This window comes from Gluconobacter sp. OJA (assembly GCF_039638325.1).
Lineage (GTDB): Bacteria > Pseudomonadota > Alphaproteobacteria > Acetobacterales > Acetobacteraceae > Gluconobacter > Gluconobacter cerinus.
The window spans coordinates 1-15,451 of record NZ_JBDIWI010000003.1; the positions used below are offsets into that span (position 1 = coordinate 1).

The 15,451-nt window shown below is 54.1% G+C and carries 12 protein-coding genes and 1 pseudogene; 9 read left to right on the plus strand and 4 right to left on the minus strand.

Going from position 1 to position 15,451, the window contains the following annotated elements; genetic code table 11:
• The first annotated feature begins 162 nt into the window (after positions 1-162).
• From ABDK75_RS13980 to ABDK75_RS13990, 3 genes are all read left to right on the plus strand, one after another.
• Positions 163-1,122 carry an IS110 family transposase gene (locus ABDK75_RS13980; protein WP_346006194.1) on the plus strand — a complete coding sequence of 320 codons (960 nt, stop codon included), beginning with the start codon at positions 163-165 and terminating at the stop codon, positions 1,120-1,122.
• 76 nt (positions 1,123-1,198) lie between these two features.
• Entirely contained in the window at positions 1,199-2,095 is an 897-nt protein-coding gene (locus ABDK75_RS13985) for a LysR family transcriptional regulator (RefSeq protein ID WP_346006195.1), read from the plus strand.
• 93 nt (positions 2,096-2,188) lie between these two features.
• The gene (locus tag ABDK75_RS13990) at positions 2,189-3,997 is read left to right on the plus strand and encodes an FUSC family protein (RefSeq protein ID WP_346006196.1); all 1,809 of its coding nucleotides are present in this window, start codon (positions 2,189-2,191) and stop codon (positions 3,995-3,997) included.
• Between the two features lie 222 nt (positions 3,998-4,219).
• Here ABDK75_RS13990 and ABDK75_RS13995 read toward each other — a convergent pair.
• Positions 4,220-4,561 (minus strand): annotated as a pseudogene (locus tag ABDK75_RS13995) (transposase); the annotation flags it as partial.
• Between the two features lie 102 nt (positions 4,562-4,663).
• Between ABDK75_RS13995 and ABDK75_RS14000 the strand changes: the two are divergent.
• Positions 4,664-5,653: an IS481 family transposase gene (locus ABDK75_RS14000; protein WP_346006197.1), complete on the plus strand. Its 990-nt coding sequence runs from the start codon at positions 4,664-4,666 to the stop codon at positions 5,651-5,653.
• Positions 5,654-5,756: 103 nt separating this feature from the next.
• Here the strand turns inward: ABDK75_RS14000 and ABDK75_RS14005 are convergent, their stop codons facing one another.
• Positions 5,757-5,945 carry a hypothetical protein gene (locus ABDK75_RS14005; protein WP_346006198.1) on the minus strand — a complete coding sequence of 63 codons (189 nt, stop codon included), beginning with the start codon at positions 5,943-5,945 and terminating at the stop codon, positions 5,757-5,759.
• Between the two features lie 145 nt (positions 5,946-6,090).
• On the opposite strand from ABDK75_RS14005, the gene ABDK75_RS14010 reads away from it, so the two are divergent.
• From ABDK75_RS14010 to ABDK75_RS14030, 5 genes are read left to right on the plus strand one after another with little or no spacing between them, the layout of a single operon-like run.
• A complete protein-coding gene (locus tag ABDK75_RS14010) occupies positions 6,091-7,293 on the plus strand; it encodes a TolC family protein (RefSeq protein ID WP_346006199.1) in 1,203 nt (400 codons plus the stop codon).
• A complete protein-coding gene (locus ABDK75_RS14015) occupies positions 7,290-8,486 on the plus strand; it encodes an efflux RND transporter periplasmic adaptor subunit (protein WP_253783088.1) in 1,197 nt (398 codons plus the stop codon). Before ABDK75_RS14010 ends, ABDK75_RS14015 begins: the two co-directional genes overlap by 4 nt.
• Before the next feature lie 7 nt (positions 8,487-8,493).
• Complete coding sequence (locus ABDK75_RS14020; RefSeq protein ID WP_062020854.1) at positions 8,494-11,571, plus strand: efflux RND transporter permease subunit; 3,078 nt, start codon at positions 8,494-8,496, stop codon at positions 11,569-11,571.
• Entirely contained in the window at positions 11,568-12,236 is a 669-nt protein-coding gene (locus ABDK75_RS14025) for a response regulator transcription factor (protein WP_062020857.1), read from the plus strand. The genes ABDK75_RS14020 and ABDK75_RS14025 overlap by 4 nt, the downstream gene beginning before the upstream one ends.
• Positions 12,233-13,558, plus strand: coding sequence for a HAMP domain-containing sensor histidine kinase (locus ABDK75_RS14030; protein ID WP_062020861.1), 1,326 nt, complete (start codon positions 12,233-12,235; stop codon positions 13,556-13,558). The genes ABDK75_RS14025 and ABDK75_RS14030 overlap by 4 nt, the downstream gene beginning before the upstream one ends.
• Before the next feature lie 126 nt (positions 13,559-13,684).
• Here the strand turns inward: ABDK75_RS14030 and chrA are convergent, their stop codons facing one another.
• Positions 13,685-14,911, minus strand: coding sequence for a chromate efflux transporter (gene chrA / locus ABDK75_RS14035; RefSeq protein ID WP_062020873.1), 1,227 nt, complete (start codon positions 14,909-14,911; stop codon positions 13,685-13,687).
• Positions 14,912-15,047: 136 nt separating this feature from the next.
• Positions 15,048-15,434: an RcnB family protein gene (locus tag ABDK75_RS14040; protein ID WP_062020876.1), complete on the minus strand. Its 387-nt coding sequence runs from the start codon at positions 15,432-15,434 to the stop codon at positions 15,048-15,050.
• Positions 15,435-15,451 lie beyond the last annotated feature (17 nt).

Sequence of the window (15,451 nt, forward strand, 5' to 3'; positions counted from 1 at the left end):
TGAACGCCCCTGGCCAGGGGCGTTCATGAGGTGAGATACAGCGCTTAACACCTGGTAGCCTGACCACGTTTTCTAGCAGGCTGATCTCGCCTCTCTTCACCGTCTCGAACAGTTGACGGCGGCCCGCTTTCGGGACCGCGAACATAAGAAAGAGAGAGTGATATGTCTGCGCAAACCGTCATTGGAATAGACGTGTCCCGAGACTGGCTCGATGGCTTTCGCCTGCCAGAAAAGCAGAGATTTCGTTTTCAGAATTCACCTGATGGCCATGCCAGATTACTGGAAACTCTTCAGAGTATGCCGGACGGTCTCAAAATTGGGTTTGAAGCCACCGGTGGACAGGAATGGGCACTCTGGCGTCTTCTCATCAGTATGGGACTCAATGCAGTCCAGTTGCCTCCTGCACAGATCAAAGCTTTCGCACTCTCCATGGGGAAACGCGCGAAAACCGATCAGATCGATGCGGAATTGATTGCGCGCTTTATGGCTTTTCGTCCAGAAGCAGGACGAACACTGCCGGATGTAAAACTCCAGTTTCTGCGGGCACTGACGGTGCGCAGAGCTCAGATGGTGGAGGCACGTAAACGGCTTTCTGCCCAGATTTCGGCGCGCCGCAAACAGGGTGTGAGCGCTGAACTGGAGGACATGGACAGCAGTCTCAAAGCATTTCTCGAAAGCCAGATCAGCGAGCTCGAACAACGGATTGAAAGCGTTATCGCAGAGGCAGAAGAACTCTCCGCGAAAGCAGAACTTCTCCGCTCCATTCCTGGTATCGGCCCGGTATCAGTCTCCATGCTTCTCGCAGAAATGCCAGAACTCGGCCGTATGACGGCGACAGAAGCTGCTGCCATGGCCGGACTTGCACCAATGGCTCACGATAGTGGCGCGATGCGGGGGAAACGTGTCATTTCAGGGGGAAGAAGATCTCTCCGTCACGTCCTGTTCCAAGCAGGATTGGCAGCTGCCTGCCATAATCCTGTTCTGAAAGCTGTCGCCAAACGCATGAAACAGCGGGGCAAGCCACATAAACTGGTGATCGTCGCTATCGCACGGCGTCTCATCACAATCGCCAACGCCGTCCTCAAAACAGGCCTGCCATGGCGCATTAGCTCCGCCGCTTAAACACAGTTGCTAGGATTTTTCTTACCGGGCGAGATAGAGTGCCGGAATCAAGAAAACTATTCCATCGCAGGATGTAATGTTCATTCGACAACTCACCTATCTGATTGCGCTTGACAAATTTCGTCACTACTCACGGGCAGCGGAACATTGTGGCGTCTCCCAACCTGCTTTGTCCATGGCAATTCGCCAGCTTGAAGACGAGCTTGGACTCCCTATTGTACGGCGTAATCGCCGTGTTTTTGGTTTGACGGAGGAAGGCCAACGGGTTCTTGTCTGGGCCAGGCAAACTGTCGCAGCCTTGGACGGTCTGCGACAGGAAGCGTCATTCTCCCAAGCTGTAGCGGGGGGCACGTTGTCTGTGAGTGTCATGCCACCAGCACTACAGATTACACCATTGTTGATTGAGCGTCTGCGCGCGTTTATCCCCTCACTTCGCGTTGAAGTGTCTGTCGCACCGAACGCGAAAATTATTCACGATCTCAAAGAGCGACGCATCCAGATGGGGTTGGTATATCTTGACCAGGTGCCGCAGACCGACGTGTTTGAAACGCATGAACTCTATTCTGAACAGCATTTTTTTATTACGTCTGAAAAGGTTCAGGCTTCGCGTCGAGATGCTTATGACTGGTCCGACGTCGGAAAACAGCCGCTCTGTCTCTTGGGGAAAGAGATGCGGAGTCGTCAGATTGTGGATCAGTGCTTCAAGAACATTGGTGTCGAACCAACGGTTTTTCTGGAAACGAACTCTTTGGAACTCCTTTATGCTGAACTTCTTTCTGGTCGATCAGCGGGAATTCTGCCTCTTGGTGCGCTACCGACCGATCGTTCTCGTCTGAACATCATGCGTATGAAACAATGTCCAGCATTGGGAGTGGGGATTGTACGTCTGGCGCAACCGGTCCAGACGGCTCTTATGATAAAAAGTTGGGAATTGGCTTGTGACTTATGTCTGGGCGACACGCTTGAGTCATAAGCAATACTTATGATGAAATCAAAACAAAGACTTTGATCTTTTTCGTCTCCACGTCTCTGTGCTTTTCCAGATGAAAGGAAAAGTATTACCGTTATGGAAAAAGGAGGAAGTCCTCAGGCCATAAACCGAAAGATCGAGTTGACGTGGCTTCTGACGCCGTCTCTTGCTAATCTGGGTTTTGCAGTTCGTACCTCGGTGGCTGCTATTCTTTCGCTCTTTATTGCAATCTGGTTGCAGCTTGGCAGTCCTCAATGGGCACCTCTGACCGTCTGGGTGGTTGCTACCGCATCACGCGGAGAGTCACTTTCCAAAGCCCGCTGGCGACTGATTGGAACCGGTATTGGCTGCTTCATGGGGGTCGGTCTTATGGCCTGCTTTCCTCAGCAGTCAGGATTGTTTTTCATTTCTCTGGCTTTCTGGATCGGACTCTGTTGTGGAAGTGCGACATTCTTCAATGGGTATCGGCGCTATGGTCTGCTAGTCGTCGGGTTTACGTCCGCAATTGTTGCAACGGGTGCCATTGAAAACCCCGATAATGTTTTTGATGTCGCGATATCACGCGGCACCTACATTGTGTTGGGTAATGTGTGCGAAGCCGTTATGGCGGCTCTGTTTCTGAACAATATTTCCCAAAAAGCACGTGTACGACTTCTGGAAAAACTCTCTGGTCTCACGAACGATATTGAGACCTACATATTGACTGAAGGCTTTTATAAAACCGATCTTGAGGACGAAACCCGTTTTTTGCAGAAGGTGGTGGCATCTGATACCCGAATAGAATTTGATGCTCTTGAAATGGGGCCTGCCGCACGGCGGGCACCAGATCATGCCCGGGCTGTACTCGCACACTTGCTAACCGTTCTGGTAAGTGCGCGAGGGGGCGAAGGACAAAAAAAGCTAGAGCGGAATATCGAGGTCATAAGATCGCATATTCAAGCTATAGAGGTTCCTCGAACGCAGGATCATTTTACGTTTAAAGCCAGACCTCCACGCCATTTAGCTGAAGCCCTTCAAAACGGGATACGTGCTGCTATAGGGATTATTGGAGCATGGCTGTTGTGGGAAGTCACCGCTTGGTCTTCCGGGCCTGCATTTGTATCTTTTGTGGCTCTGATTTACGGCCTTCTTGCAACGCGGGACGTACCGGTTCTTGCGTCTAGCGGTTTTTTTCAGGGCGCAGTCTGGTGTACTGTGGTCGCCGGATTGTATGTATTCCTGATCATTCCGTCAGTGACGGCGCCCGAATATCTCACGGTCCTGCTTATGATTCCTATGATTATTGGTGGATTAGCTGCGCGCACCCCATTTCTTGTGAATCATGCATTCTCCTTCAATATGTTTTTGCCTGTTTTGATTGGTCCCTCTAATTCGGGTCGTTATGACGAGATTTCCTTTCTGAACGGGACGAGCGCGTTTTTGGGCGCCGTTCTGTTTGTATGGATCACTTTCGGCGTAGTGCTTCCATTTCGGGCCGATCAGCGGCTAAAACGTAGGACTTTCCAAATGGAGCGAAGCTTGCGTGCTCTGGGAATATCCAAACCGCGTTTATCTGTGGAACAATGGCTTGCTTCCAATGCGAACAGTATGGTCCGCCTGATTGAGACATCTCAAAATGTGCCGCATAAGGTATTACTGGATTATATAGACAGACACATGCAGATCATGGTTCTGGGTATGTGGATTACTGAATTATGGGCAATTGCGACCACGAAACAGACTCCACAGCCTATCAGAAATCGGCTGCGCGTTGTCTTGCGATCATGGTCTCGTACCGGTGACACTGATCTCACGAAGGCTGCTTTTGTTTTAAGAAACCTCGAAAGAACCTCTCAGGTCTCGGAGGAGCTACTGACTGCCTTGCGTGGCCTCTCGAAGGCGCCTGTAAGGAAATTGAACCCGTAAATCTGACAACTATCTTAGGCTCAGGCCCCATTGATTAAATTGTGGAAATCTGATTCAGGTTCTGCGAGGAGACTGGAGATGAGCGACCTGGAGGGATCGAAAAACTGTTTGTTGATATGCCTTGGCGAGTAATTTCTGGTTTTTGGCGATTTGATTGACGGTTTTTGGGGTAGCTTTTGATCTGCGTTTTGAGCAGATTGAGGATTGGCACCCGCTGAATAGCTACGCGCTCGCGTTCAACCTCTCGAGGAAGAGGAAGCGGCGCATGTTGTAGACAATATTGGCCAGTCCGATCCTCATGGTGGCCCGGGTGATACCGACAACCCGAATGAAGAGCCCCGTCTGCGATTTCTGATCGGCAAAGACATGCTCGACACGCGACCGGATCACCGACTTCCCTGCGTTGGACCGCTGGATGTGGCGGGGCATGGGCTTGAGATGCGGCTTTTTCCTGTGGACCTTTGAGACAAAGCCCTGCTTTTCCATGAAGTCTTCGTTGGCTTTCGAGCGATACGCGGTATCGGCCCAGACGCTTGAGGCGGTATTGGTTTTATCCAGCAAGCCCTCGCGTAGTTGTCAGGTTGTGAGACGTCATTGGGACAGCGTATCGTGGGCTATTGCCGCTTACGCCCCCTGGTTTGACGTTGAACGCCGGAGTGATTGTTAATGCATCAGATCCATCCGCAAGCCCGCACCACACCTGTCGTCCGGGCCGAAATCGCACGCTCGATGGAAGGGACCGGGGTGTTGGCGCGACGCTTCGGCGTCAGCGACGAGACGGTGCGCAAATGGCGCAGGCGTGGAGCCGAGGGATGCACGGATCGAAGCAGTAAGCCCCGGTTACTGGCCTGGAAAACGACCGAGGAAGAACGCGCGATTGTCTGCCATCTTCGTCGCGCCACCGAATTCGGGCTCGATGACCTGACGTTCGTGCTGCGGCACTTCCTGCCTCACCTCAACAGAGATAGCGTCTGGCGTATTCTTAAGGACGCAGGGCTCAACCGACGGCCGCCGAAGGAGAAAATTTGTCCCGTGCGCGGCGACGGCACATTCCGGGACTACGACCTGGGCTATGTCCATATCGACGTGAAGCATCTGCCGAAGCTGCAAACCAAAGATGGCGAGGCCCGTAAACGCTTCCTGTATGTCGCGATCGACCGCTGCTCACGTTTCGTGCATCTGGCCGTCTACGACGCCGAGAATGCTGCCAATGCCGTCGATTTTCTAAAGACCGTCAAAACCGCCTTTCCTTTCCGGATCACGCATATCCTGACCGACCGAGGCTCGTGCTTCACTGCAGACGCCTTCGAGAAAGCCTGTCAGAATGTCGATCGTCGGCGAACCAGAGCGTATTCCCCTCAGACGAACGGGATGGTCGAGCGGTTCAACGGTCGCATCGCAACCGAGGTTCTGCCGATCAACGTCGCACACCACACGGATCTCGAAGTCCTGCTGCATGGGTTCAATCACGCCTATAACCTGCGCCGACAGCGAGTTCTGGGCGGCCTTTCGCCTACCGCCAAAGTCGCCGAGCGCCTCAGGCAGAGACCACGTCTGCGTAATCTAAGCTATAAAACTATGACAGAAGTCAGTATCATGAACGACGTCGACCGTATCATGGTTTACGCCAATGACGTCTCACAACCTGACACCTAACCCGCTCAATCGAGCAAAGCGCTCTGCAACATCAAAGAAACCCGGCTGCTTCATCATCCATTCCGTCAATCAATGCAGGAGTGATGGAATCACACAGAGAGTCTCAAAACCAGAGGGTTTTTCGAACCCTCCATCCAGTTTCACCAACCAATGCCGCATTATTGACATCCGGGTAAAACTGATAAGTTGTGAGGTCTGCAGGTGCTCTTTCATAACTTGTATTCTTTGCGGTATTCATTTCAGAGCCGTCGTTCAGGGAGCTGTCAGCTTCATCTGGTATGATATCAATCATGTCGCAGTTTCTTTTGCATGATAATACGTACGGGTGGCATTATTTTATGCGGTATCGTGATGGTTATTATCTTTATTTGTGTTCTGCATTAAATAAAATAATCCATTATATGGAAACTCCATATATATATTATGTATTGGTTATCTTGCTTTCTTCTGTTCCATTTTCAGTTGCAAAAGCAGGAAGTATCCCATTCTCCCAAGCCGTTGAAGTGGCCTGGGCTGTCGATCCCGATCGGACTGAACTGAATACAAACTATCGCTCAGCAGCAGCACGGGCCGAGGCAGCCGGTTCCTGGTTTGCCGGCGGCCCGACTGTCTCCGGCCAGTATTTCGATGATCATGCCATTGGCAGCAATGAAGGATACACAACCTATCAGGGAGGCGTGTCTGTACCGCTCTGGCTGCCGGGACAAGGTAGCGCAACTGTGGGAGTTGCGAGAGCAGAAGCGCTTACCATCCAGGAACGGCTGCATGTGGCACGAATGGCGGTGGCCATGAGAGTTCTGGATACATCAGCCAACGTCGTTATGGCTCAGCGCCGACTGGCAATCGCACGCATCCAGAAAGACACACTGGAAAAAATCCGGGCCTCTGTAATCCGTGGAAAGCACATCGGAGAGATGACGCTTGCCGATCAGCAGATCATCGCTTCTGAAATCGCGAATGCAGCCAATGAATATTCCCAGTCCGAAGAGCAGGTCGAGACAGCGACCTCAGCGCTTCGTATCTTGCTGGGTCGCCCGACCGTCCCCGATATCCTCTCTTTTGACAATGTGGCGTTAGCGCATGACGGACTCTTCTCTGCCGAAGCTCTCGAAAATAATGACCCTCGCGTCAGAGCCGCCCGTCAGGCCGTGCGTACAGCGGAAGCTGGCGTGCATCTCGCCAAAGCCTCCTTCATGCCGAACCCTGAAGTTGGCGTAGCTGCAATTCACGAAAAACAGTATGGCAGCCCGTGGGACGACCGCGTGGGGGTAACAGTTTCCATCCCGCTTCCCAGCGATGTCCGCAACGTCCCCATGGAAACGGACGCCCGCAACAAGTTGGCTGCGGCTATCAATCAGGAGCAGCAGGCCCGCCGCAATGTCAGGCAGGAACTTGCTCAGGTTTTTTCTCATCTGACGGCCACGAAAGACATGTTCAGAAATTCTGTTCTGTCCGCTGAGAGTATGAACAGTCGCGCAAATGAGATGAATCGATCATGGCAGGTCGGTGAGACATCATTGGTCGAACTGTTACGAGCCAGATCCGCTGCCAGCAGGGCTTTGCAGCTCCGTAATCAGGCAGAAGTTGCCTGGCACGCCGCCATCATACGAACATTGATCGCAGCAGGAGAATTCCAGTGACTATTTCATCTGCCTCCATGAAAGACTGGAAATATTTACTCTGTGTCATGATTATTTTTCGCTTTACTGAGTCGCCTGCACGAGCCGCCGACAGTGCGCCGACTGTCGTAATGGGAGAGGCAGCGCAGAAGAACTCTGCTCTGGTAATCTCGATCGCAAGGAGTGGTACACTCGCAAAAAATCTGGATGCAATGGGAACCGTCACAGCCGAGGCGGGGCATGTCGTCCGTATTCACCCGGCAGGGTCCGGTAAAGTTCTGAATGTTGCTGTGGTACCTGGTCAGCATGTGCACAAAGGAGAGACGCTTCTTACCTATCAGGATCATTCATTACACCTGGTCCGCCTTGAAATGACAAGAGCGCAGGCGGCACTGGCGACAGCGTATGCGGCCTCTCAGAATGCGTCGTCAGCCTACCACCGGGGGTATGAACTGGAAGGCACAACAGTCGCAGCAGGAGAGACCAGGCGTCGCCTGGCCATATTCCAGGCAGCAAAAGACGACGTTATAGCTCGACAGGCTGATGTCGATACGCTGAAGCATCAACTTGAAGAAGAATACAACTCCGTTACGGAATCAGATAAAGCCCAGACCGGTCCGCTGGATGAGACATCGTCAATCATTGCGCCGACCACAGCGGAAGTACAGAGCGTGTTCGTTGGTGTGGCCGACGACATTTCCCCTGCGACGGAACTGATGGGTCTGACAGACATGTCCTCGGTATGGATTGTTTCTGACATCCTGCCTCAGGATGCTGCTCAGGTGATCCAGGGCGGCGAGCAGACCACCGAACTTACATCGGACACAGGGACGACATTACTGAAATCGAAAATAACTTCGGTAGGGAGTATGGCGGATCCGGTCACAGGCCTCGTCCGCGTCATAAGCACGGCCCCCAATCCAGATGGCAGTCTTCATCCAGGCATGTTCCTCAATACCCATCTGCCAACACGCGAAAAGACGGCAGGCATCATTGTGCCGGAGAACGCTGTCACAGAAATCAACGGCGTAAGCACTGTGTTTGTGTCGGTGAGTCCAAACCGGTTTCGAGCACAGGAAGTGCATGTTGGTGTTACGGGCAATGGACAGAAAGTCATTACCTCTGGCCTCTCCGCAGGTGAGCGGATCGTAACGCAAGGCGCATTTGCCCTGAAGGCGGTGATGCTGGTGTCAGATATGAATGATGGAGACTAAGAGCGTCATGCGTAGCGTTCTCTCCGCCCTGCAGACCCGACGCTGGCTGGTCCTTGGGGTAATCTGCCTGACGTTCATCGCCGGGTGTATGATCGTGCGTGGCCTTCCCGTGGAAGCCGTGCCCGACATTTCGCCCCGGCAGGTGCTCGTTTCTGTTGTTGCTCCGGGCCTCGCTACGGAAGAAGTCGAACGGCTGATCACCTTTCCGATCGAGGCCAGTATGGCCGGCATCCCGGAGATGACAGATCTCCGGTCGGTCTCCCGTTCAGGAGTCTCGGTCGTTTACATCCAGTTCGCGGATGAGACGGACATCAATCTTGACCGTGCCCGTGTGGAAGAACGGATTCAGCAGGCCAGAGGCACGATATCTGTGCCGGGAGTCAGTGTGAATATCGGGCCACTCGCTACAGGCCTTGGTGAAATCATGCAGTTGCAGATCAAAGGCGACGGTTATTCGCTGATGGATCTGAACCGTCTGATGACATGGACTGTCGCGCCGCAGTTGAAACTGGTTCCAGGCGTCGTGGACGTCAACGTGAACGGCGGTGCCGAACAGACATTTCAGGTCGCTCTCGATCAGGCCCGCCTTATGGCACTGGGTGTGTCAGTTGATGACGTTTTCCGAGCGGTGGATGGCAATAACTCCGCATCAGGAGGTGGATGGATTGAGCATGGTGAAGAACAGCAAATCGTTGTCGGACGCGGCCTGATCGGTTCACTTGACGACTTTGGGTCCATTCCCGTCCGGACCAACACCAACGGTTCCGCCATTTTCCTGCGGGATGTCGGGCACATTTCCATGGGACCGAGAACACGACTGGGGGCCGTCACGCGTGATGGTCAGGGCGAGGTTGTCATTGGCGTCATCATGATGCGCATGGGAGCGAGTTCCGACACCACCTTAGCCGCCATCGAAGAGGCACTTCCCGGTATTCGTCAGTCTCTCCCTAAAGGCGTGACGCTTGAGCCTTATTATGTGCGTTCGACGCTGACAGACAGTACCATCAGGACCGTAAAGGAAAATCTTGTCGTTGGAGCACTCCTGGTCATCAGTGTTCTGATCGTGGTGATCGGTGACTGGCGGGCCTCCCTGGTCATCGCCTCTGTCATCCCGTTTGCGCTCGTCTGCGCCATGGCTGGAATGCGCTGGTTCGGAATTTCCGCCAATCTGCTCAGCCTCGGCGCCATCGACTTCGGCATGATCGTCGACAGTTCGCTCGTCGTGGTTGAAAATCTCATGACCCATCGTGCGCGTGACCGGGCCAGTGGACAGACTACGCCGCTGGCTTCCCTCGCAGTCTCAGCGGCAACCGAAGTCCTCCGTCCCGTAAGTTTCGGCATTCTTGTTATTGTGATGGTCTACCTGCCGATCCTGACATTGCAGGATATCGAGGGAAAAATGTTTCGCCCCATGGCGCAGACGGTCATCATGGCCCTGCTGGCCTCTCTGTTTTACTGTATTGTCGGGATACCGGTGATTGGGGCTTTGGCGATGAGGTCTGCCAACCATCATGACGATACCCGTCTGGTTGCTTTTCTTCGTCGTGGTTATGGTCCCATGCTAAACTGGTGTGAAAACCGACCACGGACCTTGTTTGGCACAACTTTCGCGATTTTTGCTTTTTCTGTCTGGACCGCTCTGCATCTGGGTGGCGAATTCATTCCGTCTCTCGATGAGGGGGCCCTGACGGTAACTACGACACGACTGCCCAGCATTTCGCTGCCCGAGGCCCTGAAGGAGGTTAGCCTTCAGGAGCGTATTCTGCGTCGCTTTCCCGAGGTTACCAGCGTTGTCAGCAATACAGGAACATCAGCCATTCCGACTGATCCGATGGGTGTTAACGAGACAGACAGTTTCATTTTTCTGAAGCCACCATCACAGTGGACCACAGCGCATACACAGGAGGGACTCGTTACGGCAATGAGTCAGGTGCTGGGCACTGAACTGCCTGGAATGGAGCAGTCATGGAGCCAGCCAGTGCAGATGCGGATGGATGACCTCCTGTCCGGTGTCAGGACCCAGATTGCCGTTTCGATCTATGGGGATGATCTCGCTACGCTGGCGCGTCTGGGGGACAGGGTAGCAAGCATCATGAAAACCATTCCCGGTGCGGCCGACGTGGCTCCACAGGGAGATGGTACCGTTTCTTTCATCCATATCGACATTAATCGTCGAAAGGCGGCACGGCTGGGTATTTCCCAGCAGGAACTTCTGAACGTGGTCGAAGCGGTCGGTGGTCATATTGGACGGCCCGTAACAGTTGGTAACGCCCTGATCAGCACGCAGGTCCGTTTCGATCCAGCCCAGGCAGGCACACGTGACCAGATTGCCCGCCTAAGGGTACGCCGTGCCGATGGCCGAGGAGCGGTCCTGCTTTCAGAAATCGCGGAGGTCACGGTACAGGACGGTCCGCCCCGTATCAGCCGGGATAATATCCGCCGTCGTCTGATCGTACAGGCCAATGTTCGTGGACGAGACCTCAGCTCCTTTGTTACCGAAGCACAGAAGGCAGTCAGCAGAAAAATCACCATGCCTCCCGGTTATCGCATCGTGTGGGCGGGTCAGTTCCAGAATCTGAAATCAGCCATGGCACGTCTGGGAGTTGTCGTGCCGATCGCATTGGTATTGATTTTTGCCCTGCTTGTCATTGCGCTGAATTCCGTCTGGCTGGCCGGACTTGTTTTCGTCAATCTGCCAGTTGCCACGACAGGTGGCATCCTGGCCCTCGCTCTGCGTGGCCTGCCATTCAGCGTCTCCGCGGGGATCGGGTTTATTGCGCTGTTTGGTGTGGCGGTTCTGAATGGCGTGGTACTCATCACCGCCATTAATTCGCTGCGCGTGGCGGGCCTGAATGCTGCTCGTGCCGCGTATGAAGCCGCGGAAGAACGTTTCCGGCCGGTCATGGCGACAGCTCTGGTCGCCAGTCTTGGTTTCATTCCCATGGCAGTCTCAACCAGTGCCGGCGCCGAAGTTGAACGCCCTCTAGCTACGGTCGTTATTGGTGGTCTGATCTCCTCGACACTCCTGACCCTGCTTGTGCTGCCCTCTCTCTACGCGCGTATCATGAAAAATCGCATTGCATGAAAATCCTGATTATCGAAGACGAACCTGCACTGGGCTCGGCAGTAAGAGACCGTGTGCGCCAGGCCGGACACGTCGTCGACTGGTTCAAGACCCTGACCGATGCCCGTGCAGCCCTGATCGCCTCTTCTTATGATTTCCTGCTTCTGGATCTTGGTCTTCCAGACGGTAATGGTCGGGCCCTGCTGCGGGAAATCCGGCGGGACTGTTCATCTCTGGCCATCCTGATCACGACAGCTCAGGATCAGGTCAGTGACAGGATCGCGGGGCTGTCAGAAGGCGCGGATGATTATATTGTCAAACCTTATGATCTCGACGAACTCGTCGCCCGTATTGACGCTGTTGCCAGACGTTATGCGGCCCTGCCAGACAATGTGGTCATGATTGGTACTATCAGGATCGACCTCGCGCGCCGTCAGCTTGAACGCGATGGACAGACAGTCGATCTGTCTGCGCGTGAATGGGCCATTGTCGAACTTCTTGCGCGCCGGCCTGGAGCAGTCTGCAGTCGTGAGCAGATTGAAGACGCCCTTTATGGTCTCAGTGACGATGTGGAAAGCAACGCCATTGAAGTTTTCGTCAGCAGGATAAGGAAGAAAACCGGACCGGGTCTGATCATGACGGTCAGGGGGAGAGGCTATTGTCTCGCGGAGAACACGTCCCGATGAAGCGCTGGAGTCTGGCGTCCCGTATCGTGTCCGGAACACTGATCATCGTGCTTGGTGCCCTGGTGCTTCTCAGTATTCTTGTTGCGGCCTTTACCCGCTATGAAGTTACGGAGCGTCTTGACAACTCGTTACAGGAAGTGGCCGAGCGTCTGGAGTTTGTCATCAGTGAACTGGACAGAACCGACAGGGCTTCTGCCACCCCAGGTGGTCAGATCGCGCAACTCCCCGGGGTGAACCGGCGAACGTTGGCCTACCAGATCACCACACCGGACGGTCGCCTTGAGGTCAGGTCACAGAATGCGCCGGAGACGCTATTCGTACCACGTCTGAAGTCAGGATTTTACAACATCTCATTATTCAGAGTGTATGTCGTACCATCAGCGTCTGGTCGCCATTACATTCTGGTGGGTGAGCCGACTTTTCACAGAAATGAAGCTGTCAGGCGGGCTATTCTGATTTCAGTTCTGCCAATGGTAATATTTTTCCCGGCGATCTGGATTTTGGTCCGCTGGCGTGTCCGTCGCGCCATGCGTCCTCTGACCAGCCTTCAGCAGGAAATCAGGAGCCGGGGAGGATCGAATCTGGCACCCGTTCCCCCATTGGATCTCCCCGAAGAACTGGTGTCCATTCACTCGGCCGTCAATCTCCTGCTTGAACGTCTGAAAATGGCGCTTTCGACAGAGCGCGCTTTTGCGGCCAACGCGGCCCATGAGTTGCGTAATCCAGTAGGAGCGCTTCTTGCACAGGTTCAGGTTCTCAGGAATTTTCTTGTAGGGTCGGACTATGAAGAGCGTGCAACGATCATCATGCAGCAGGCCCGCAGAATTGGCCGGATGATGGAAAAGCTGCTTCAGCTTTCACGAGCGACATCAGGGATCGCACTCACCGGAAGCATGTTCGATCTGGTGCCTGTCATTCGATTTCTGGCAGAAGAACTTGAGCGGGAAAAAAACCAGACGATTGAATTTTCTGGAGCATCTCATCTCATGATCCGGGGCGATATGGATGCAACAGGTATCCTGTTTCGCAATCTTCTCGAAAACGCCGTTCTTCATGGTTCATCTGTGCAAGCCGTCAGTGTGATCATCACGCAAGATCATAAAGTCCTGATCTGCAATGATTGCGAAACGCTGCCATCTGAAGTTTTGCGGGATATGGAAAAGCCTTTCGTCAGAGGAGAGACCGATGCAGAAGGCAGCGGCCTCGGCATGGCGATTGCGCGACAGATAGCTCAGCAGCTGCATGCAGACATGGTGGTGAGTTCGCCTATACCTGGAACGGACAGAGGCGTCCTGGTGACAGTTCGATTGCAGGTCAGTTAGATCAAAGATTACGTCTGAACGGACCAGGAACTCTGACGCTCTATCCATCAAATCCTGGGACTAAACAGTTCGCGTCCGCCGAGACGTTGCATTCCATGTTGATCAAATTCCATGACCAGTTTTTCACTACGCTATTTGTCCCAGAACGATTCCTCCCACGGCACTGAGAACAACGACGACCAGTGGTGGTGCTCGCCAGAGTGTCAGCAGAGCGAAGCCGACAAGGGCAAGTCCAAAATCGTCTGACGACTTGACGGCACTCGTCCAGACTGGCGTGTACAATGCGGCGCCCAGCAGACCGACAACACTTGCATTGACGCCACGCATGACGGCCTGCGCCGCGGGACGACTACGGAAGGAATCCCAGAAGGGCAATACACCGATGAGGATCAGGATCCCTGGCAGAAAGATACCGAGCAAGGCAAGGAAGGCACCTGCCACACCGTGGGGTGGGAGTTTGATAATCACACCGAGATAGGCGGCAAACGTGAAGAGCGGGCCCGGAACCGCCTGTGCTGCGCCATAACCGGCGAGAAAAGCGTCATTACTGACAAAACCTGGTATCACAAAAGCTTCTTGTAATAATGGCAGCACCACATGACCGCCGCCAAACACGAGCGCGCCAGACTGGTAGAAGGCATTGAACAGTGAAAATCCCCCAGGTGCGCCATGGCGTCCAAGAATAAGGGGAGCAGAGAGCAACACCACAAAGACCAGAAGTGCGGCCGCCCCAACACGGCGCGACACAGGCGTGGCGACATGTCCGCTGTCCGATGGGGCAATAGCACGACAGAACCACAGGCCGATAACGCCGCCGATGGCAATAGCGCCGATCTGGGCAAAAGGCGAGGTAATGAGAAGAATGGTGAGTGCGGCTATTACCGCGATGGAACCGCGGACCCGATCGGGACACAGCGTTCGTGCCATACCCCACATAGCCTGTGCAACGATGGCCACGGCGACGAGTTTCAATCCATGCAAAAGCCCGAGGCCAATCGGTCCCGCGAGTGCACTCGCGCTATAGGCGAAGAGAACAAGGACGAATGCCGAAGGCAGAGTAAAGCCGATCCACGCAGCGACGCCGCCAAGATAGCCCGCTCGTATCAGACCAATAGAAAATCCCACCTGGCTGCTTGCCGGACCGGGCAGAAACTGACAGAGCCCCACAAGATCCGCATAGGCGCGCTCATCAAGCCACCGGCGTCGAACGACAAACTCATTGCGGAAATATCCGATATGCGCGATCGGTCCGCCGAAGCAGGTGATGCCCAGCCGGAGGAAAATGAACAGAACTTCCCATGCTGCGGCCGTTCGTTGACGTTCTGGCGCTGCATCGCAGGGCACGGTGGTCATCAGGGTGAGCCCTTTCTCTTCTGGACAGGCGCGAGACCGACGTCATGCACATTTCAAGAGCGCCATGCCGACAGATCGACGTCCTCAATCACAAAAAGTCTGCATAAGTCTGCGAGGAATGGTAATCATTTCTCCTCTAATAAGGCGAAGCATAATTCGGTGCTGTCGGGTAGGCTGGTGCTTCGGAACCAACAGTAGCAGCGACAGCCCCTGCGATAAGACCGGTTGCCGCAGCCATCAGAAGATACTGTCCGCCTGACTGCATCCAGTAGTAACCCGCAGGAGGAGCCCAGAGCCCCCGCCGTCCCCGCCAGTCACTGACCATCCAGCGCTGCTCACGCGGACCGGAATAATAGTCGCCTCTCTGCCAGTGTTTCATGTGGCCATAGCCATGTCCCCCACCATGGTGATCATGACCACCATGATCATGCTCGCCGCGTGCCCAAGGAGGGTCTGCATAGGCAGCGGAACAGGTCATAAGCAGACTGACTGATAGGAGAGCTGTCGTGAATCGTTTTGTCATAGGCACCTCCATATGAA